Origin of the sequence: Plantibacter sp. ME-Dv--P-122b, from assembly GCF_030209375.1 — a bacterium.
GTDB lineage: Bacteria > Actinomycetota > Actinomycetes > Actinomycetales > Microbacteriaceae > Plantibacter.
In genome coordinates, this window is record NZ_JARVSC010000001.1 from 625715 (window position 1) to 646741 (window position 21027).

Consider the following 21027-nt stretch of genomic DNA (forward strand, 5'->3'; position numbering starts at 1 on the left):
ATACCGGCAGGTCTGCGTTTCTCCGGTGTGTTCGTGGCTATGAGAGGGATAAATGGACCAGCCTGATCCGTTCGGATTCGTAGGACTCACGTATGACGATGTGCTGCTGCTGCCCGGGCACACCGACGTCATCCCGAGCGAGGCGGAGACCTCGTCCCGCCTGACGAAGCGGATCACCGTGAACACGCCGCTGCTGTCGAGCGCGATGGACACCGTGACCGAGGCCCGCATGGCGATCGCGATGGCTCGCGAGGGCGGCATCGGCATCCTGCACCGCAACCTGTCGATCTCCGACCAGGCCGAACAGGTCGACCGCGTGAAGCGGAGCGAATCGGGCATGATCACGAACCCGATCACCACCACGGCCGACGCCACCGTCGCCGAGGTCGACGAGCTGTGTGGCCAGTTCCGCATCTCGGGCCTCCCGGTCGTCGACGACAAGGGTGTGCTCGTCGGCATCATCACGAACCGCGACATGCGCTTCGTGTCGCCGTTCGAGAAGGCCACGACCCGCGTCAGCGAGGTCATGACGAGCACCGGTCTCGTGACCGCCCCAGTCGGCACCGACCGCAACGCGGTGATGGCGCTCCTCGCGCAGCACCGCATCGAGAAGCTGCCCCTCGTCGACGAGGCGGGCAAGCTCAAGGGCCTCATCACCGTCAAGGACTTCGACAAGAGCGAGAAGTACCCGCTGGCCACGAAAGACGACACCGGTCGTCTGCGGGTCGGTGCGGCCATCGGCTTCTTCGGCGACGCCTGGTCCCGTGCGGGCCAGCTGCTCGACGCCGGCGTCGACGTCATCGTGGTCGACACAGCCAACGGTGAGAGCGCCGGTGTGCTCGACATCATCCGCAAGCTCAAGGCCGACCCGGCGTTCGCCGGTGTCGACGTCATCGGTGGCAACGTCGCGACCCGCTCCGGTGCCCAGGCGCTCATCGAGGCCGGCGCGGACGCGATCAAGGTCGGCGTCGGTCCGGGCTCCATCTGCACCACGCGCGTCGTCGCGGGTGTCGGTGTCCCGCAGGTGACCGCGGTCTACGAGGCGTCGCTCGCGGCGCGCGAGGCGAACGTCCCGGTCATCGCCGACGGCGGTCTGCAGTACTCCGGCGACATCGCCAAGGCGCTGGTCGCGGGTGCGGACACCGTCATGCTCGGCTCGCTCCTCGCCGGCACCGACGAGAGCCCCGGCGACCTCGTCTTCGTGGGTGGCAAGCAGTTCAAGAACTACCGCGGCATGGGATCGCTCGGAGCCATGCAGACGCGTGGCGAGAAGACCTCGTACTCGAAGGACCGCTACTTCCAGGCCGACGTCCCGAGCGACGACAAGCTGATCCCCGAGGGCATCGAGGGTCAGGTGCCCTACCGCGGCCCGGTTTCCGCCGTCGCGTACCAGCTCATCGGCGGGCTGCGTCAGTCGATGTTCTACGTCGGCGCGCGCAACATCGGCGAGCTGAAGGCCAAGGGCAAGTTCGTCCGCATCACCTCGGCGGGCCTCAAGGAGTCGCACCCGCACGACGTGCAGATCGTCGTCGAGGCGCCCAACTACCGCAAGTAAGCACCCGCACGAACGCCGACGGTCCGGCAGGCTTCCGCCTGCCGGACCGTCGGCGTAGGTGTGGTCAGCGCATCCGACGTTTGTTCAGAGCGGTTAGCGTCACCCACATGACCAGGGCGAAGCCTCCGATCCACAGGGCATATAGCAGGTAGCCATCGAGGCCGAATCCCAAACGGACCGCCGTCGTGCCACAGATGACGATCCCGACAATGGTGCTGGCGAGGACTGATTGGCGGACGCGGAGAGGTCGCTTAGGAGGAACGTTGCGCGTCTCAGGGCTCATACGTAGACGCAGCGGCCTTGGTTGCCGCCGATGTAGATCTTCATCTCTCGTCCTCCTTGGCAGATGCCGTTCGTCGCGAGAGCGGTGGATGCGACCAAGAGGATGGCTCCGAAGACGACGCACAGCGCGGCGCCGACCCCTGGGAGGAGGCACAACGCTCCTTGCAGGGCCATCGCGCCTCCACCGATGATGAGGCCTTGGTCGAAGGCATTGAACAGGACATAGATTCCACCGGAGTCCTGCCCTCCGCCGAGACGCGTGTCGGAAGGGCCTTGTCCCACCGAGAAGCTGAACCCGTTCTCGAATACGAATGTCTCGATCGTGTCCTCACCTACCTGCTGTGTGGTGAACGGGACTTGTGCTGCCTTCAACTCCTCGACGGCCAGTCGAAGCTGTTCGGGAGTGATCTCGGGCTGAGCTGCTGTGCTCAGGGGCGTCGCGGTAACAGGTGGAGGAGCAGCGTTGGCTGTTGCCGGCGCAGCGAGAGCGATGACGACCGCCAGGATTGTTCCGAGACTGAAGGCCCTTGAAGTGGTGAGCATGACTTGGTATCCCCGTCTCTGACTGGCACGCCGCGGTGCGAACCTGGTCGTTAATATAGATATTTCTGAATCAAACGTCCAGAGTTTTGACGGGATCCGGTGTTCGTCCACCAGGCGACCGGTAGGCTGGTGCGGTGAGCATGGATATTGAGATCGGCCGGTCAAAGCGCGCACGGCGCGCCTACGCGTTCGACGACATCGCCGTCGTCCCGTCGCGGCGGACCCGCGACCCACAGGACGTCTCGGTGTCCTGGTCGATCGACGCCTACCAGTTCGAGATCCCGGTGCTCGCAGCACCGATGGACTCCGTCGTCTCGCCGACGACCGCGATCATGATGGGCCAGCTCGGCGGCGTCGGCGTCCTCGACCTCGAGGGCCTCTGGACGCGGTACGAAGACCCTGAGCCGTTGCTCGCCGAGATCCGGTCGTTGCCGGTCGGCCGCGCGACCGCGCGCATGCAGGAGATCTACTCGGAGCCCATCAAGCCCGAACTCGTCACGGCACGGCTCGCCGAGATCCGCGCGGCCGGTGTCACCGTCGCCGCCGCCCTCTCGCCGCAGCGCACCCAGGAGCTCTACGAGACCGTCGTCGCCGCAGGAGTCGACCTCTTCGTCATCCGCGGCACCACCGTGTCCGCCGAGCACGTCTCCAAGAACCAGGAGCCGCTCAACCTCAAGAAGTTCATCTACGAACTCGACGTCCCCGTGATCGTCGGAGGCGCGGCCACCTACACCGCAGCCCTGCACCTCATGCGGACGGGCGCAGCCGGTGTGCTCGTCGGTTTCGGTGGCGGCGCCGCTTCCACCACGCGTGCCTCGCTCGGTATCCACGCCCCGATGGCGACCGCCGTGGCCGACGTCGCCGGCGCACGTCGTGACTACCTCGACGAGTCCGGCGGCCGTTATGTGCACGTCATCGCCGACGGCGGCCTCGGGACCTCGGGCGACATCGTCAAGGCCGTCGCGATGGGTGCCGACGCCGTCATGCTCGGGACCGCATTGGCCCGTGCCACGGACGCGCCCGGCGGCGGCTGGCACTGGGGTGCCGAGGCGCACCACCTGCAGCTGCCGCGTGGTCGCCGTGTCGAGGTCGGCACCGTCGCGACCCTCGAGGAGATCCTCTACGGCCCGTCGCCGAAGTCGGATGGAACGGCCAACCTCATCGGCGCGCTCCGTCGCTCGATGGCCACCACCGGCTACTCCGATCTCAAGGAGTTCCAGCGGGTCGAGGTCGTCGTCGCGCCGTACCAGGGCGCCTAGCCCTGCCGGAAGCGAGCCGCTTCCGCAAGCGGTTGTCGGGTCGCATCGCGCCGACTAGCCTCTGAGGCAGAGCCTCGTGGACGAGCACCTGCCTCCGGCAGGATCATCGCGAGGGCGGTTCCTGCGAGCGGAGATCGACGATGGCCACCACCCACAACAACGTGTCACGTTCCACCAAGCTGGGGATGGAGGAGCGCGACGCCGCGATCGAAGCGTTGAAGTCGAAAGAGCTCGACATCCTCGTGGTCGGTGGTGGCATCGTGGGCACCGGTGCCGCGCTCGACGCCGTCACGCGCGGTCTGAGCACCGGTCTGCTCGAGGCGCGTGACTGGGCGAGCGGCACCTCGAGCCGGTCCTCGAAGCTCGTGCACGGCGGTATCCGCTACCTCGAACAACTCGACTTCCGACTCGTCCGAGAGGCGCTCATCGAGCGCGGGTTGCTGCTGCAGCGCATCGCACCGCACCTCGTGAAGCCGGTCCGGTTCCTGTACCCGCTCAACAAGCCGGTCTTCGAGCGTCTCTACATCGGCGCCGGCATGCTGCTCTACGACCTCTTCAGCTGGAGCGGTGGCCGTCCGCCCGGTGTCCCGCACCACCGGCACCTGTCCAAGCGTCAGGTGCTGACCTCGATCCCGAGCCTCAAGTCCGACGCGTTCGTCGGCGGACTCACCTACTACGACGCCCAGGTCGACGACGCCCGGTACGTCTCGTCGCTCGCGCGGACGGCGTCGGCCTACGGCGCGCACGTCGCGAGCCGCGTCCGGGTCGAGGGGTTCATCAAGGTCGGTCAGCGCGTCGTCGGGGTCAAGGCGCACGACCTGCAGACCGACGAACGCTTCGAGATCCGCGCCAAGCAGGTCGTCAACGCGACCGGGGTGTGGACCGACGACACGCAGTCGATGGTGGGGGAGCGGGGCCAGTTCAAAGTCCGTGCGTCGAAGGGCATCCACCTCGTCGTCCCGCGCGACCGCTTCCAATCGAACATGGGCCTCCTGCTGCGCACGGAGAAGAGCGTCCTGTTCGTCATCCCATGGGGCCGGCACTGGCTGATCGGCACGACGGACACTGACTGGCACCTTGACAAGGCGCACCCGGCGGCGACGGCAGCCGACATCGACTACCTGCTCGACCACGTCAACACGATCCTCGCCGTGCCGCTCACCCGAGAGGACGTCGAGGGCGTCTACGCCGGCCTCCGTCCGCTGCTGGCCGGCGAATCGGAGCAGACGTCGAAGCTCTCGCGCGAGCACCTCGTCGCCCACTCGGTGCCCGGTCTCGTGGTCATCGCGGGCGGCAAGTGGACGACCTACCGGGTCATGGCGAAGGACGCGATCGACGCCGCGGTGGACGCACTCGACGGCAAGATCCCGGCCAGCGCGACGGAGAACATCGCGCTGCTCGGAGCCGAGGGGTACCAGGCGGCCTGGAACAAGCGGGGCAAGATCGCGCGGGCCTTCGGGGTGCACACGGCTCGCATCGAGCACCTGCTGAACCGCTACGGGGTGCTGACGGACGAACTGCTCGACCTCATCAAGGAGGACCCGACGCTCGCCGAAGCGCTGCCGGGAGCGGACGACTACATCGGGGCGGAGGTCGTCTACGCGGCCTCCCACGAGGGTGCCCTCCACCTCGACGACGTCCTCGCCCGTCGGACGCGGATCTCCATCGAGGCCTGGGACCGCGGTGTCTCGGCGGCTCCGGTCGCCGCGAAGCTCATGGGTGGGGTCCTCGGCTGGGACGAGGAGCGCATTGAGAAGGAGGTCTCCTACTACCTGAAGCGCGTCGCCGCGGAGCGGGCCTCGCAGGAGCAGCCGAACGACGAGGCAGCCGACCGCGTGCGCCTGGAGGCACCGGACATCGTCCCAGGGGCCTGAACCAGCGGTGATCGCCCGCAGCGGAACGGCTGCGGGCGCCTCGGGCGGGCGGGCCAGGTGTGGCGGATAGACTAGGAGGACTGCCACAACAAGCCTGAGGAGTACAGCCATGGTGGATGTTCGGCGGGTCAAACTTCCCGGGGTCGGTGTGCTCCACACCTTCGTCACGGACGACGGCGGCAAGGTCGGCGTCATCGCCCACCGGTCCGGCCACAGCGACCTCATCACCTTCGCCGACCATGAGGACGGTGCCGACGCCGGCAAGGTGTCGCTCCGGCTCAACGAGGACGAGGCGCACACGCTGGCCGAACTCCTCGGTGGCACGCAGATCACCGAGTCCCTCAGCGCGCTCGACCAGATCCCCGGCCTCAGCATCGACTGGTTCACCGTCGATTACGAAGACCACATCGCCGGACAGCCGCTCGGCAACCCCGCCGAGAAGGGCATGGTCGGGCTGACCGTCGTCGCCGTCGTGCGCGGCGACTCCGCCAACCCGGCACCCGCGGCGGACTTCCGGGTCTTCCCGGGAGACACCCTCGTCGTCGCGGGCAGCCCCGAGAAGGTCGCCAAGGCCTTCGCCTACTTCCGTTCGGGCGCCGTCAAGAAGGTCGCCGTCGACGCTCCGCCCGGAGGGTAGGCATGCTGCACGCCGCGACCGACAACCCCCACCTCGGCCAGGATCTGCTCATCCTCGGCGTCCTGTTCGTCATCGCCTACATCCTCGGCCGCCTCGGCAAGCTGATCGGCCTCCCGTCGATCCCCGTCTACATGCTCGTCGGCTTGCTCGCGAGTCCGTACACGGGCTGGTTCCCGCTCGACTTCGCCAGCGCGCAGATCGAACTCATCGCCGTCTTCGGCCTCGTGCTCCTGCTGTTCAACCTCGGCCTGGAGTTCGATCAGGACGAGTTCTTCGGCAACGCCGGGAAGCTGATCGTCTCCGGTGGCTCCTACATCCTCGTCAACATGGCCGCCGGGCTGGTGTTCGGGTTCCTGGTCGGGTGGGGCACGCGGGAGGCGCTCATCATCGCCGGCATCACGGCGACGAGCTCGAGCGCGATCGTCACGAAGCTCCTCATCGAGCTCAAACGGCTGACGAACGACGAGACGCCGATGATCCTGGGCGTCACCGTGGTGGAGGACATCTTCATCGCGATCTACCTCGCCATCGTCGGTGTCGTCCTGAGCGGCGAGACCGAGGTGTGGCCGGTCATCGGCAAGCTCGCGATCGCCTTCACGTTCATCCTCGTGATGTTCGCGATCGCGCGGTTCGGCGGACGGTTCGTGTCGCGACTGTTCCGCACCAAGGACGACGAGCTCTTCACGATCCTGTTCTTCGGCCTCGCGGTCGCCTTCGGTGGCATCGGCGAGCTCCTCGGAGTCACCGACGCGATCGGCGCGTTCCTCATCGGCCTGGTCCTCGGTGCCACCCGGTTCCGCAACAAGATCGAGCAGATCGCGATCCCGCTCCGCGACGTGTTCGGTGCGTTCTTCTTCCTGAACTTCGGCCTCGCGCTCGACGCCACGAAGTTCGGCAGCGTCCTCGTCCCGGTCCTCCTCGCCGTCCTCATGACGGTGGTCCTCAACGTCCTGGCCGGTCAGTTCGTCGCCTGGCTCAACGGACTCGGTCCGCAGGCGGGGATCAACGCCGCGGTCATCCTGCAGAACCGCGGCGAGTTCGCCCTCATCCTGGCGACGCTCTCGCTGAGCGCGGGTCTCAATCCGCTCATCCAACCGTTCGCCGGACTCTACGTGCTCATCATGGCCGTGATGGGCCCGATCGTCGCCGGCCGGTCCGAGCAGATCGGCGCCGTCATCCTCCGTCCGCGACGCCGGAAGGCGCGCCGGGCGGAGCAGGTCGACACGACGGCGGAGGAGGCCATCGCGCTCGTCGAGGGCGAGGGCGTGGGCGACGACCAGGACCAGCCGCGCGTCGACACCGATCAGGCGGCCATCGACCGGCTCGTCGAGCAAGCGATGAACGACCAGGAACCACCAGCACGAAAGCGAGAGCCCGATTACTAGCACCGCCCCGTCGGCACCAGACCCCGACAACCACGGACAGGCGCGCCCGACGCTCCGCTCCGTCATGCTCCGTCCCCGGTGGATCGGCGTCCTCGTCCTCTGTCTCGCCGTCGCGGGCGCGTTCGCCGCGCTCGGGCAGTGGCAGCTCGCACGCGCCATCGAATCCGGGCAGGTGGTGCCGACCGAGACCGAGTCGGTCCGGCCGCTCGCGGACGTCCTCGAGCCGGGTGTCGGCATCCGGGAAGCGGACGCCGGCCAGCGGGTGAGCGTCTCGGGCACCTGGGTGCCGGAGGACTACCTCGTGGTGGGCGACCGGGTGAACGACGGCACGCTGGGGTACTGGGTGACGGGCCACCTGGCGACCGACCGCCCCGACCACGCCGGTCTCGCCGTCGCGCTCGGGTGGACGAAGGATCGCGAGGTCGCCGACCGCGTCGCGGAGGCGTTGAACGCGGACGCCCCCACCGGTGCCGTCGAGCTCGAAGGGCGACTGAACCCGCCGGAGGGCCCGGAGGAGCCGGCAGCGGACGCCGCACCGACCGACCTCGACAACATGTCGGTCGCCGCACTGCTGAACCGCTGGAACGACGCCGACGGCCTCCGGGTGTTCAGCGCGTTCGTCGTGGACGACGTCGCCGTCGACGGACTCGAGCCCATCTCCTCGCCCGCCCCCAGCCAGGAGATCCAACTCAACTGGTTGAACATCTTCTACGCGGCCGAGTGGGTCGTCTTCGCGTGCTTCGCCGTGTTCCTCTGGTTCCGGCTCGCCAAGGACGCCTGGGAGCGCGAGATCGAGGAGCTCGAGGATGCCGAGGAGCAGGCGGCAGCGCTCCGTCCGTGATGTCCGGTCGCCTGGCGGCCGCGGGTAAGATGGGCGCATGCCCCTCCAGCCGAAACCGTCGACGTTTCCCGCAATCCGAGGCGCGCTGAAGTTCTACCAGGTGGCCGCCCCCATCACCGGTGTGCTGCTCCTGTCGCTCTGCGCCGAGATGCTCATGAAGTACGCGTTCGGCCTCGAGCTCGAGCTCGGCGGTGCGTACGGCTTCCTCGCCTTCGTGCCCTCCGGCACCGCCACCGCGGTCAACCTGAGCACGGGCATCCTCATCATCCACGGCTGGTTCTACGTCGTGTACCTGTTCGCCGCGTTCCGGCTCTGGAGCCTCATGCGGTGGAACGTCCTGCGTCTGCTCTGGCTCGCGCTCGGCGGCATCATCCCGTTCCTGTCCTTCTTCTTCGAGAGCCGCATCCCGCGGGAAGTGAAGGGCTACCTCTCCGGCCGCGAAGCAGCAGCGGCCGCCGAACCCGTGGAGTCCATGCAGTGAGTGAAACCACCCCCGCCGCCGCAGCGGAGCAGACCGCCGCCCGACCGGTCCTCGTCGTCGACTTCGGTGCGCAGTACGCGCAGCTGATCGCGCGTCGCGTCCGCGAGGCCGGCGTGTACTCCGAGATCGTGCCGCACACCGTCTCCGCCGCCGAGGTCGCCGCCAAGAACCCCGTCGGGATCGTCCTGTCCGGCGGCCCGTCCAGCGTGTACGAGCCGGGCGCTCCGTCGCTCGACGAGGGCATCCTCGAGCTCGGCGTCCCGACGTTCGGCATCTGCTACGGCTTCCAGGTCATGGCCAAGCAGCTCGGCGGAGAGGTCGCGCACACCGGTCTCCGGGAGTACGGCGCCACCGACGCGACCAGCGTCGTCGACGTCCCTGGCACCCTCCTGCACGGCGTCCCGACCGAGCAGAACGTCTGGATGAGCCACGGCGACTCCGTCTCCAAGGCCCCCGCGGGCTTCGAGGTCCTCGCCTCGACCGCCTCGACTCCCGTCGCCGCATTCGCGAACGCGGAACGCGGCTTGTACGGCGTCCAGTGGCACCCCGAGGTCAAGCACTCCGCGTACGGCCAGCAGGTCCTCGAGAACTTCCTCCACCGCGCGGCAGGCATCCCGGCCGACTGGAACAGCGGCAACGTCATCGCCGAACAGGTCGACCGCATCCGCGCCCAGGTGGGCGACGCCAAGGTCATCTGCGGGCTCTCCGGCGGCGTGGACTCCGCCGTCGCCGCTGCGCTCGTGCACAAGGCCGTCGGTGACCAGCTCGTCTGCATCTTCGTCGACCACGGCCTGCTCCGGAAGGACGAGCGACGCCAGGTCGAAGAGGACTTCGTCGCCTCGACCGGTGTCCGACTGGTCACGGTCGACGCCCGCGAGCAGTTCCTGTCGGCGCTCGCCGGCGTCAGCGACCCGGAGCAGAAGCGCAAGATCATCGGCCGCGAGTTCATCCGGTCCTTCGAACAGGCCGAGATCGACCTCGTGAAGGAGGCCCGGAGCGAGGGTGAGCCCATCCGCTTCCTCGTCCAGGGCACGCTGTACCCCGACGTCGTCGAGTCCGGCGGCGGATCCGGTACGGCCAACATCAAGAGCCACCACAACGTCGGCGGCCTGCCGGAAGACCTCCAGTTCGAACTCGTCGAGCCCCTGCGCACTTTGTTCAAGGACGAGGTCCGGGCGATCGGCCGCGAGCTGGGCCTCCCGGAGGAGATCGTCGGCCGTCAGCCGTTCCCCGGTCCCGGACTCGGTATCCGCATCGTCGGTGAGGTCACGGCCGAGCGTCTCGACCTGCTCCGCGACGCCGACGCGATCGTCCGCGAGGAACTGACCGCGGCCGGGCTCGACCAGGAGATCTGGCAGTGCCCCGTGGTCCTGCTGGCAGACGTCCGTTCCGTCGGCGTGCAGGGCGACGGCCGCACCTACGGGCACCCGATCGTGCTGCGACCGGTGTCGTCTGAAGACGCCATGACGGCCGACTGGACCCGCCTGCCGTACGACGTCCTCGCGCGCATCAGCAACCGCATCACCAACGAGGTGAAGGACGTCAACCGCGTCGTGCTCGACGTCACGTCGAAGCCACCGGGGACCATCGAGTGGGAGTGATCGCTCCCTGAGTCATCGGAAGGCCGTCCCGTTCGGGGCGGCCTTCCGTCGTCCGTGCCCTTCGACAGGCTCAGGGACCGGGGTGGGTGGCTCAGGGACCGGGGATTGTGCCCGGTGCGAGGGGTTCGGTCCCTGAGCCTGTCGAAGGGTGGCGCCTCGACCGGCCGGCCCTCGAACGACGAAGGCCCGCCCCGCGGACGGGACGGGCCTTGCAGTGCGTGCGCTCCTAGTTGCGGGAGATGGCCAGCAGACGCAGGATCTCGACGTAGATCCAGATGACCGTGACCATGATGCCGAAGGCGCCGGTCCAGCCGTACTTGGCGGGTGCGCGGTTCTGCACGCCACGCTGGATGAAGTCGAAGTCGAGCACCAGCGAGTACGCACCCATCAGCACCGCGAAGATGCCGATGACGACCCCGAGCGGGATGCCGAAGATCGTCGCGCCGTACAGGCCGAACGGGTTGTTCAGCACGCCCGTGAACATGAGCACGAGGTTCAGGAGCTGGAAGACGCCGTAGCCGATGATGGCGACGAGGAAGACCTTCGTGAGTTTCTTCGAGGCGCGGACCTTGCCGCTCGCGAAGAGGGCGAGGGTCACGCCGACGACGGCGAGGGTCGCGAGGACCGCCTGGACGACGACGCCGGACCAGGCCGGGTTCGCCTCGAAGACGCGCGAGATGCCGCCGACGAAGAGTCCCTGGAAGACGGCGTACCCGAGGATCAGCGCCGGGACCGGCTCCTTCTTGAAGGAGTTGACGAGACCGAGGCCGAGGCCACCGATCATGCCGATGATCATGGGGAGGGCGTAGCCGCTACCTGCCTGCAGGAGGGAGGTCGTCCACATCCAGGACACGACGGCGAACACGACGAGGACGGCGAACGAGCCGAGCGTCTTGACGAGCGTGTTCTCGATCGTCATGCGGTCGGCGGTGCCGACGCCCGCCGGTGCGGTGGGCTGCTCGTACATCTTGCGGAGCTGTTCGGCGGTCAGCGAGGGGTTCGCTGCTTGAGCTGCCTGCAGCGTCCCGCCTCCCTGCTTCGCGAATGCCGGGTTCTTCGAGAACGCGGGATTGTCGAGGGCCATGGCTGATTCCTACTCTCAGTCGTGGAGGCTGTATCGCGCCAAGCGGCGCTGCTGACACCCAGAGTATCCGAGTTCCCTATGAATCAGCCGGGTCGCGCGTGGAAAACCCCGAAGCGACGCCGATGTTCGCGGTGGGCTGACAGCAGGCACCCTGCGTGCACGCCGGAGCGCCGTCCTAGGCTGATGGCGTGCGCATCGACTCCCTGCCCAACCCCCTCGTCATCGGACACCGCGGGGCTCCCGGCTACCGCCCGGAACACACCGAGTCCTCCTATCGTTTGGCCGTCGCGCTCGGCGCGGACGCCGTCGAGCCCGATCTCGTCGCATCGAAGGACGGCGTCCTCGTGGTCCGACATGAGAACGAGATCTCCGGGACGACCGACGTCGCCGCCCGAGCGGAGTTCGCCGACCGGCGGACGACGAAGCGCGTCGACGGCCACGAGCTGACCGGGTGGTTCACCGAGGACTTCACCTGGGCCGAGCTGTCGACCCTGACCGCACGTGAGCGGATCCCCGAGGTACGGACGGTGAGTGCGGGATTCGACGGCACCGAGGGCATCCTGCGGTTCGCCGACCTCGTCGCGATCGTGCGCAACGCGGCCGAGGTGCACCGACGGCCCGTTGGCATCGTGGCCGAGGTGAAACACGCCGACCACTTCGCGTCCATCGGCCTCCCGCTCGATCGGCTCCTGGCCGAGGAGCTCGCCGCGCTGGGCTTCGGCACCGATCCCGATGCCGAGCCGCTCATCATCGAGTCGTTCGAGCAGTCGGTCCTCATGGCGTTGCAGTCCCGTCGGGTGCAGGCGGAGTTCGTGTACCTCATCGAGCGATCCGGCAGGCCGAGCGACCTCGTCGCCCGGCTGGGTGATGCGGCCCCGTCCTACGCCGATGCGGTGACCGACGCCGGACTCGCGGCGCTCGCCCTCGAGGTCGACGCCATCAGCGTGGACAAGGCGATGCTCATCGACCTGGGCGATGACGGCGCCCGGCCGACGGACCTCGTGGAGCGCGCCCACGCGGCGGGCCTGCGCGTCTACACCTGGACCCTCCGCCCCGAGAACCGGTTCCTCGCGCCCCCGTTCCGGGACGGGAGCGATCCGGCGGCGGTCGGCCGATGGCTCGAGGAGTTCGTCCTGGTGCTGTCCTCGGGGGTCGACGGGTTCTTCGTCGACCAAGCCGACCTCGGGGTCGCCGCCCGGTCGGCGGCCGGCGACCGCTCCGATCATGACGACGCCGGAGTCCGTCCGAGCGATGTCGGAGGCAGCGCCTAGACTTGCAGGCGATATGGCGAGCTCTCCTTCTTCGAACGCCGACGCCGTGCAACCGGTGATCGTCGGCTGGCCCACGGCAACCGTCCCCGAGTCGTCCTCCGACGAGCGTGTCGGCGGGAGTCGGCTGCTGGAGGGGCTCAACCCGCAGCAACGGATCGCGGTGGAGTACCGGGGCCAGGCCCTGCTCATCGTCGCCGGAGCCGGGTCCGGCAAGACGAGCGTGCTCACCCGCCGCGTCGCGCTGCTGCTCGAGCAGCGGGAGGCCTGGCCGAGCCAGATCCTCGCGATCACCTTCACCAACAAGGCCGCCGCCGAGATGCGCGAGCGGGTGCAGGCGCTCGTCGGGCAGGCCGCGCAGGGCATGTGGATCTCCACCTTCCACTCCGCCTGCGTCCGCATCCTCCGTCGCGAGGCCGAGCACTTCGGCTTCACCAAGAACTTCACGATCTACGACAGCGGCGACCAACGTGCCCTGTTGAAGCGCATCATCAAGGAGCTCGAGGCCGACGCCTACGGCTTCACTCCGTCGAACACCTCCGCGAAGATCTCGAAGCTCAAGAACGAGCTGTCGGACGTCGAGTCGTACTCCCGCACGATCAACACGAACGACCCGCAGGAGCTCGTGTTCCTGCAGGTCTTCCGGAAGTACACGCGCGCGCTCGCCGATGCGAACGCCTTCGACTTCGACGACCTCATCAGCCAGACGGTGTTCCTGTTCCGGGCGTTCCCGCACGTCGCCGCGCAGTACCGGCAGCGGTTCCGCCACATCCTCGTCGACGAGTACCAGGACACCAACCACGCCCAGTACTCGCTCATCCGGGAGCTCACGCGTGCGCCCGAGGCCGGCACGGATCAGTCGGCCATCACCCGCACCGAGGGTGCCTCGCTCACCGTCGTCGGCGACTCGGACCAGTCGATCTACGCCTTCCGCGGGGCCGACATCCGGAACATCACCGAGTTCGAGCGCGACTTCCCGGGCGCCAAGGTGGTGCTGCTCGAGCAGAACTACCGCTCCACGCAGAACATCCTCTCGGCGGCGAACGCGGTCATCTCAAACAACTTCGACCGCAAGGACAAGAAGCTCTGGACGGCCGTCGGCGACGGGGAGAAGATCGTCGGCTTCACGGGATACTCCGGCCACGATGAGGCGCAGTTCATCGCCGACGAGATCGAGAAGCTCCGGAACGACGGCACGGCCTACAGCGACATCGCGGTGTTCTACCGCACGAACGCCCAGACCCGCGCGCTCGAGGAGATCTTCATCCGTGCGGCCCTGCCGTACCGGATCATGGGCGGCACCAAGTTCTACGAACGCGCCGAGATCAAGGACGCCCTCGCCTACCTCGTGTCGGTCGCGAACCCGGCCGACATCATGGCGCTGCGGCGCATCCTGAACACGCCCAAGCGTGGCATCGGACCGGCGACGGAGACGGCGCTCGCGAGCTTCGCCGAGAACAACGGCGTCACCTTCCGCGAGGCGATGCGGCGCGCCGACGCCCTCGGGCTCGGACCGAAGGTCACGAGCGCGATCCTGCAGCTGTCGGCGCTCCTCGACGAGGCGCAGGCCGCGCTCGACGACGCCGCAGCAGCCGACCGCCCGACGGCGTCCGCGACGGCGGTCGGCGACGTCCTGTCGCTCCTCATGACGAAGAGCGGCTACCTCGACTCGCTGCGCAACAGTCGCGACCCGCAGGATGAGGCCCGAGCCGAGAACGTCGACGAGCTCATCGCCGTCACCAAGGAGTTCGCCAAGAACAACCCCGACGGCGGCATCGTCGACTTCCTGACCGAGGTCTCGCTCGTCGCCGCGGCCGACGACCTCGACGACGCGACGGGCAGCGTGTCGCTCATGACCCTGCACACGGCGAAGGGCCTCGAGTACGACGCGGTCTTCCTGACGGGCATCGAGGAGGACCTCCTCCCGCACCGGATGTCGGCGAACGAGCCGGGCGGCCCGGCCGAGGAGCGACGCCTGTTCTACGTCGGCATCACCCGCGCCCGCAAGCGCCTGTACCTCTCGCTGGCGATGACGCGCGCCCAGTACGGCGAGACGGCCGTCGCCATGCCCAGCCGCTACCTGCAGGAGATCCCGGCGGAGCTGATCGAGTGGCGTCAGTCGCCCGGCAACGTCAACGGTCGTGGTGGAACGCAGTCGCGCGCCCTGAACGCCCGCCGTGCCCCCTCGAGCGACCGCTGGTCGGTCCGCTCGCTCCCCGAGGGCGCCTCCGCGGGCGACACCCGGTTCTCCGGCGGTTCGAGCAAGCCGGAGACGGCCTGGGCCAACCGCATCACGGCGAAGGTCCGCGACAACGGCGACCTCGAGCTCGCGCCCGGCGACCGCATCTCCCACACGGACTTCGGTGTGGGGCGGGTGAACGCCGTCACCGGCGAGGGCGCGAAACGCATCGCCCACGTGCAGTTCGAGTCGGCGGGAGCCAAGAAGCTGCTGATCAAGATCGCCCCGATCGAGAAGGTCGAGTGAACAGCTGTCCCGTCGGCCGTCCCCGGCGGGATCAGGTTCCCCAGTCCTGGCGAAGCCTCTAGGCTGAGGCATCATGGCTCTGTTCTCCAAGCGCAACGCGTCCGATGCCCGATCCGCAGCGGCGGAGGCAGCGACCTCCGCCCCGGAAACCGAGGAGGACACGACCCCCGCGGTCGCCGAATCGGTTCCACACGTGCCCATCTCGGTCACGACGGTCAGTTCCGCGGCACGGACACCGGAAGCCCCCGTGTCGGTGTCGGCTGCTCCGGCGGCCGCTCCGGCACCCGCGGCCGGGGAGCCCGACACCAACGTCGACCTCGCCCAGGCGCTCACCGCCCTGGCTGAAGGAGGCGACGAGCGCGCGATGCTGCACGTCCTGCGCCAGAGCATCCAGGGCAAGCTCCTGCTGTCCACGAGCCTCGACGGTGTCTCGGAGGAGGACAAAGCCGCGGGACGCGTCCCGCTCGGCGTCCACCGCGACCCGGAGGGCGCCGTCTACCTCCTCGCCTTCACCTCGCCTCGAGAGCTCGAGAAGACGCGGACTGCCGAGGGGCCCGTCTCCGGGGTCGCGGTGGACGCGGTGTGGGCGCTGCGTCAGGCGGCCGGTGAAGGGTACGCCGGCATCGTGCTGAACCCCGCCGACGGGAAGGCGAGTGCCGTCGTCCCGAAGACGCTCATCGCCCGGCTCTTCGGCGACGGCCGGAACAACGATCTCGCGAAGCAGGCGCTCGCCCAGCCGCGCGACGCCGACGCCCTCCAGCGGCTGGTCGCCGCACTCGCCGCACACGGCGGGTTCGTGGCGGGACGAGCCGAACTGGACGACGAGGGCAACCGCAAGACCGTGGGCATCGCGGAGACCCGCCTCGGCGACCGCCGCCTGCTCGAGGTCTTCACCTCGCCCATCGAGATCGCGGCGCTCGGCCGCGGCGACGACGCATATCCTGTCACCGCCGCGGAACTCGCGGCCGCGCTCCGCAGCGACGAAGGCATCACCGGGATCATCGTGAACCCTGCGGCGCCGTGGCTGGACGTCGACCGCGCCCAGCTCGCACCCCTCCTCGACGTGCGCTGAGCGCAGCTCCCGCTCCACTCGGAGTGATCCGACGACGGAGAGCGAGCAGGATGCCGCCCAGCGCGAGCGCTCCGATCGCCGCAGCGCCGGCCAGGAGCAGGGAGCGGTCGTCGGCGCCGGTCTCGGCGAGGCGCGCTTCAGGCACGGTCGGCGTCGAGGCGAATGTGATCTCCGAGGCGACGCCGAAGGCGGACCGCCAGGGGCGGATCATCGTGCCGCCGTTCTCCGGCGGGGTGTCGCTCGGCTCGATGCGCTCGACCCAGACGTAGTAGCCGTCCTCGGGAAGGACGCACGACGGCGTGGTGTACTCGCCGGGGCCTGCATCCACGAGCGTCTCGACCTCGCAGACCACCGGTGCTCCGAGCGGGACCTCCGGTGCCTCGACCGGACGCTCCGCGAACGGACCGAGCAGCTGGCTGCGGACGGTCACCGGGATCGGCGTGTACGGTCCACCCTCCGGACCGATGAGGCCCCACTCCGCTGCGAGGCCGGTGTCGGTCGCGATCCCGACGGACAGCCGGTCGGTGATCTCGGTTCCCGGTGTCGCCGTCGCGTGCGAAGTGGTGGTGACGACGACGGGCTGGAAGGGGAGTGGTGTGGGGCGTTCGCGGTCGGCGCTCGCTCCGGCGGCGACGGTGATGGGGCGGGCGATGAGGACGCTCTGCACGTTGGCGGCGCTTCGAGCGATCGTGAGGCCCGCCCCGTAGGGCAGCTCTCCGAAGGTGGCGTTCGCCGAGAACGCCACGACGGCGGCATCGGTGCTCGGGAGGATCCGCAGGCTCTCGCCGTTCCCGACGGCCCGCTCGGACGTGCCGTCCTCGAAGGTCGCGCCGTCGAGGGTGACCGTCCCGGTGTGGGTGCCCGGTGGCAGGGTGGTGACACCGGAGGAGATGAAGTCGACGGCGAGCTCCGTACGGACGAGGTCGAATCCGTCCTCGCCGCGTTCGATGGACATGGTGGCGCTGGCTCCGCGACTCGCGCCACCGGGCCCGTCGGCCTCGGCGAGCATCTGCTGCGCCAGGGAGAGCACCCGGTCGGCGCTCGCTCCTGCCCGGGCGGCGATCTGCGCCGGCGTCCACCCGTTCAGGCCCGTGATCATCCAGGTGGCGAGCTGGCCAGCAGCCGCCTCGTCGGCGTCCTGGCTGGCGCCCCAGTGCCGCGAGAGGTAGGCCAGACGGGCGGCGTCCTCCGGGGTGAACCACCCGAGCGATGAGCCGTCGACGTGCTCGTAGGCGTGTCCGGGCGGGATCGGGAGGTCGAGGTTGATGCAGAACCCGACCGTCCCGTCGTCGAAGGCCCATGAGCCGAGCCAGCGGCCGTTCGAGGCGTCGCGGTGGCCGTAGGCGGCGCCCGTGGCGGTCAGCGCGGAGGACGCGGTGGCGCCGCCGAGGACGATGCCGAGGACGAGCGTCAACAGGATCGGGACGGCTGCCAGGAGCCTGAGGATCCGTGGTCTGCCGCCGAGGAGGCGGCCGGTCTGGGGGAGGTGGTGTGTTGTCATGCCCCCCATCGTGCGAACCGCGGCACCTCGGTCAGTTGGGCGGGGATCCGAATGTGGACGGTACGGCTCCGCCAGCGGGCTGTGGAGGACGGTGCTGGAACGTCGTCAGCCGCGGTGGCCCGCCGCCTCCGTGCGATCCCGCTCCCGCATCGCCCGGAGGTACCAGGCGGAGGGTGCCGCACGGAGTCGCTGTGGAAGACGCGGCCAGGCGGCCCGCGCGACGGCGACCCGCCGCGCGAAGCGACGCTGCTGCCGCAGTGTCCAGCGGAACCCGTAGGCGCTCCGCAAGCCGTCGGGCAGCAGTCCCGCCGTCACGAGCCGGACGAGCGGGAGCAGGCACCGGACGAGGAAGGGCGCCGCGCGCGCGGTCATGAGCTCGACCGAGACCGCACGCGCCTCCGCGGTGACGTGGAGTCCCGCGACCCGGGCTGCGAAGTACTCGTCGAACGCGGCCCGGGTCGGAGGCCAACGGTCGGGCGGGAGTTGCAGGCTCGTCCCCACGATCGCGTACTCACGGTGCAGGCGCTCCCGCGACTCCTCGTCGAGCGCGCCGAACACGAGCTCGTAGACCTGGACGGCGGTGTCGTACAGCGTCGCCGCGACCCAGAGTTGCGCGTCGTGGTCGAACGCCGAGTACCCGGGAGCGGCCTCGCCCGGCTGGGCACGGACCGGCGCGTGGGCGTGGTTCACCCGTCGGGCCGCGCTGCGTTGCTCGTCCGGCGTGCCGAGGGCGAGCGCGTAGACGAAGGTGAGGGTGGCGTGCAGTCGGTCGAGCGGACGGGAACCGAAGTCGCTGTGCCGAGCCACCCCGGCGGCGACCGAGGGGTCCGCGATCTGCAGCAGGATGGCCCGCCCGGCGCCGGCGACGAGGATGCCCTCGCGCGCGAGGTCCGCCATGCCGGTCATGGACCCGACCTTAGTCGTTCACTGCGAACGTCCGGTTGCGGCGCAGCGCTGGGGGTAGAGTCGTCACTGGCCCTTTTTCTCTCGCCGCCGAGATAACGCGCGGCCGAAAATCGCCACGACAATCACAGCAGAACGCGCGAAGCGCGGATGGGAATGACACGTGGATCTTTACGAGTATCAGGCACGAGACCTGTTCGAGCAGTACGAGGTGCCGGTCCTCGCCGGCATCATCGCCGACACCCCGGACGAGGTGCGGGCCGCGGCCGAGCGTCTCGGCGGCGTGGTCGTCGTCAAGGCCCAGGTGAAGGTCGGAGGCCGCGGCAAGGCCGGCGGCGTGAAGGTCGCCAAGACCCCCGACGAGGCCTACGAGGCGGCGAAGGCCATCCTCGGACTCGACATCAAGGGTCACGTCGTCAAGCGCGTGATGGTCGCGGCCGGCGCACGCATCGCCCAGGAGTTCTACTTCTCGGTGCTGCTCGACCGCGCCAACCGGTCCTACCTGTCGCTCACGAGCGTCGAGGGCGGCATGGAGATCGAGCAGCTCGCGGTCGAGAAGCCCGAGGCGCTCGCGCGCATCGAGGTGAACCCGCTCACCGGTGTCGACAAGGCGGCCGCGGTCGAGATCGCGAAGGCAGCGAACTTCCCCGAGGAGCTCGTCGACCAGGTCTCCGACGTCTTCGTGAAGCTCTACGACGTCTACAAGGGTGAGGACGCGACGCTCGTCGAGGTCAACCCGCTCGTCCTCACGGAGGAGGGGCGCATCGTCGCCCTCGACGGCAAGGTCTCGCTCGACGAGAACGCCGCCTTCCGTCACCCGAACCACGCCGAGCTCGAAGACACCGCGGCCGAGGACCCCCTGGAACTCAAGGCCAAGGAGAACGACCTCAACTACGTCAAGCTCGACGGCGAGGTCGGCATCATCGGCAACGGCGCTGGGCTCGTCATGTCCACGCTCGACGTCGTCGCCTACGCGGGCGAGCAGCACGGCGGCGTGAAGCCGGCCAACTTCCTCGACATCGGCGGCGGCGCCTCGGCCGAGGTCATGGCAGCCGGCCTCGACGTCATCCTCGGCGACGCCCAGGTGAAGAGCGTGTTCGTCAACGTCTTCGGTGGCATCACCGCCTGCGACGCGGTCGCGAACGGCATCGTGAAGGCGCTCGAGATCCTCGGTGACGCAGCGACGAAGCCGCTCGTGGTCCGTCTCGACGGAAACAAGGTCGCGGAGGGCCGCGAGATCCTCGCCGCCGCCGCGCACCCGCTCATCACGCTCGCCGCAACCATGGACGAAGGCGCCGACAAGGCCGCCGAGCTGGCTTCGAAGTAAGGGATCGCACAAGCATGTCAATCTTCCTCAACAAGGACTCCAAGGTCATCGTCCAGGGCATCACCGGCGGTGAGGGCACCAAGCACACGGCGCTCATGCTGAAGGCCGGCACCCAGGTCGTCGGTGGCGTGAACGCCCGCAAGGCCGGCACCACCGTCACCCACGACGGCGGCGTCGAGCTGCCCGTGTTCGGCACGGTCGCCGAGGCCATCAAGGAGACCGGCGCAGACGTGTCGATCGCCTTCGTGCCCCCGGCATTCACCAAGGACGCGGTCATCGAGGCCATCGACGCCGAGATCCCGCTGCTCGTCATCATCACCGAGGGTGTGCCGGTCGGCGACTCGGCGGAGTTCTGGGCCTACGCCCAGTCGAAGGGCTCGAAGACCCGCATCATCGGCCCGAACTGCCCCGGCATCATCACGCCGGGAGAGTCGCTCGTCGGCATCACGCCCGCGAACATCGCCGGCAAGGGACCGATCGGCCTCGTGTCGAAGTCGGGCACCCTCACGTACCAGATGATGTACGAGCTGCGCGAGATCGGGTTCTCGACGGCGATCGGCATCGGCGGCGACCCGATCATCGGCACGACGCACATCGACGCGCTCGCCGCGTTCGAGGCCGACCCCGAGACCAAGGCCATCGTCATGATCGGAGAGATCGGTGGCGACGCCGAGGAGCGCGCGGCCGACTTCATCAAGGCGAACGTCACGAAGCCGGTCGTCGGCTACGTCGCGGGCTTCACCGCGCCCGAGGGCAAGACCATGGGCCACGCCGGCGCGATCGTCTCAGGCTCCGCAGGCACCGCGCAGGCGAAGAAGGAGGCCCTCGAGGCCGCCGGCGTCAAGGTCGGCAAGACGCCGAGCGAGACCGCCGACCTCATGCGCGAGATCATCGCCTCGCTGTAACACCCGCAGCTCGACTGCGACCAC

17 protein-coding genes are annotated in these 21027 nt (G+C 68.9%); 13 read left to right on the plus strand and 4 right to left on the minus strand.

Going from position 1 to position 21027, the window contains the following annotated elements; genetic code table 11:
- Nucleotides 1-52: 52 nt before the first annotated feature.
- Entirely contained in the window at nucleotides 53-1555 is a 1503-nt protein-coding gene (gene guaB / locus QRN19_RS02995) for an IMP dehydrogenase (RefSeq protein ID WP_079705279.1), read from the plus strand.
- A gap of 279 nt (nucleotides 1556-1834) precedes the next feature.
- Here the strand turns inward: guaB and QRN19_RS03000 are convergent, their stop codons facing one another.
- On the minus strand, nucleotides 1835-2380 hold the full coding sequence (locus QRN19_RS03000) for a hypothetical protein (RefSeq protein WP_139205332.1): 546 nt from the start codon (nucleotides 2378-2380) through the stop codon (nucleotides 1835-1837).
- Nucleotides 2381-2520: 140 nt separating this feature from the next.
- On the opposite strand from QRN19_RS03000, the gene QRN19_RS03005 reads away from it, so the two are divergent.
- From QRN19_RS03005 to guaA, 7 genes are all read left to right on the plus strand, one after another.
- Nucleotides 2521-3639, plus strand: a complete 1119-nt coding sequence (locus QRN19_RS03005) for a GuaB3 family IMP dehydrogenase-related protein (protein WP_285025264.1) — start codon at nucleotides 2521-2523, stop codon at nucleotides 3637-3639.
- A gap of 140 nt (nucleotides 3640-3779) precedes the next feature.
- Nucleotides 3780-5513 (plus strand): glycerol-3-phosphate dehydrogenase/oxidase, encoded by a 1734-nt coding sequence (locus tag QRN19_RS03010; protein ID WP_285025164.1) that lies wholly within the window; start codon nucleotides 3780-3782, stop codon nucleotides 5511-5513.
- A 109-nt stretch (nucleotides 5514-5622) separates the two neighbouring features.
- Nucleotides 5623-6150 carry a cation:proton antiporter regulatory subunit gene (locus QRN19_RS03015; protein ID WP_056008027.1) on the plus strand — a complete coding sequence of 176 codons (528 nt, stop codon included), beginning with the start codon at nucleotides 5623-5625 and terminating at the stop codon, nucleotides 6148-6150.
- A gap of 2 nt (nucleotides 6151-6152) precedes the next feature.
- Complete coding sequence (locus QRN19_RS03020; protein ID WP_285025166.1) at nucleotides 6153-7535, plus strand: cation:proton antiporter; 1383 nt, start codon at nucleotides 6153-6155, stop codon at nucleotides 7533-7535.
- Nucleotides 7536-7599: 64 nt separating this feature from the next.
- Entirely contained in the window at nucleotides 7600-8376 is a 777-nt protein-coding gene (locus tag QRN19_RS03025; protein ID WP_285025167.1) for an SURF1 family protein, read from the plus strand.
- A gap of 37 nt (nucleotides 8377-8413) precedes the next feature.
- Nucleotides 8414-8857, plus strand: a complete 444-nt coding sequence (locus QRN19_RS03030) for a DUF3817 domain-containing protein (RefSeq protein WP_056778703.1) — start codon at nucleotides 8414-8416, stop codon at nucleotides 8855-8857.
- Nucleotides 8854-10458, plus strand: a complete 1605-nt coding sequence (gene guaA / locus QRN19_RS03035) for a glutamine-hydrolyzing GMP synthase (protein WP_285025168.1) — start codon at nucleotides 8854-8856, stop codon at nucleotides 10456-10458. The genes QRN19_RS03030 and guaA overlap by 4 nt, the downstream gene beginning before the upstream one ends.
- Before the next feature lie 226 nt (nucleotides 10459-10684).
- On the opposite strand, the gene QRN19_RS03040 is transcribed toward guaA, so the two are convergent.
- Nucleotides 10685-11542 (minus strand): Bax inhibitor-1/YccA family protein, encoded by an 858-nt coding sequence (locus QRN19_RS03040; RefSeq protein WP_285025169.1) that lies wholly within the window; start codon nucleotides 11540-11542, stop codon nucleotides 10685-10687.
- Between the two features lie 194 nt (nucleotides 11543-11736).
- On the opposite strand from QRN19_RS03040, the gene QRN19_RS03045 reads away from it, so the two are divergent.
- The 3 genes from QRN19_RS03045 to QRN19_RS03055 all read left to right on the plus strand — a co-directional run bounded on the left by QRN19_RS03045 (nucleotide 11737) and on the right by QRN19_RS03055 (nucleotide 16367).
- A complete protein-coding gene (locus tag QRN19_RS03045) occupies nucleotides 11737-12813 on the plus strand; it encodes a glycerophosphodiester phosphodiesterase family protein (protein WP_502928023.1) in 1077 nt (358 codons plus the stop codon).
- A 13-nt stretch (nucleotides 12814-12826) separates the two neighbouring features.
- Nucleotides 12827-15295: an ATP-dependent helicase gene (locus tag QRN19_RS03050; RefSeq protein ID WP_285025171.1), complete on the plus strand. Its 2469-nt coding sequence runs from the start codon at nucleotides 12827-12829 to the stop codon at nucleotides 15293-15295.
- A gap of 73 nt (nucleotides 15296-15368) precedes the next feature.
- The gene (locus QRN19_RS03055) at nucleotides 15369-16367 is read left to right on the plus strand and encodes an SseB family protein (RefSeq protein WP_285025172.1); all 999 of its coding nucleotides are present in this window, start codon (nucleotides 15369-15371) and stop codon (nucleotides 16365-16367) included.
- Here QRN19_RS03055 and QRN19_RS03060 read toward each other — a convergent pair.
- Together QRN19_RS03060 and QRN19_RS03065 are read right to left on the minus strand one after the other, a co-directional pair.
- Entirely contained in the window at nucleotides 16294-17868 is a 1575-nt protein-coding gene (locus QRN19_RS03060; protein WP_285025173.1) for a hypothetical protein, read from the minus strand. The genes QRN19_RS03055 and QRN19_RS03060 overlap by 74 nt on opposite strands.
- A gap of 105 nt (nucleotides 17869-17973) precedes the next feature.
- Nucleotides 17974-18774 (minus strand): oxygenase MpaB family protein, encoded by an 801-nt coding sequence (locus QRN19_RS03065; protein ID WP_285025174.1) that lies wholly within the window; start codon nucleotides 18772-18774, stop codon nucleotides 17974-17976.
- Between the two features lie 160 nt (nucleotides 18775-18934).
- Between QRN19_RS03065 and sucC the strand changes: the two genes are divergently transcribed.
- The gene (gene sucC / locus QRN19_RS03070) at nucleotides 18935-20098 is read left to right on the plus strand and encodes an ADP-forming succinate--CoA ligase subunit beta (protein ID WP_124768842.1); all 1164 of its coding nucleotides are present in this window, start codon (nucleotides 18935-18937) and stop codon (nucleotides 20096-20098) included.
- A 14-nt stretch (nucleotides 20099-20112) separates the two neighbouring features.
- Nucleotides 20113-21003, plus strand: a complete 891-nt coding sequence (sucD, locus tag QRN19_RS03075; protein WP_064296653.1) for a succinate--CoA ligase subunit alpha — start codon at nucleotides 20113-20115, stop codon at nucleotides 21001-21003.
- The last annotated feature ends 24 nt before the right edge of the window (nucleotides 21004-21027 follow it).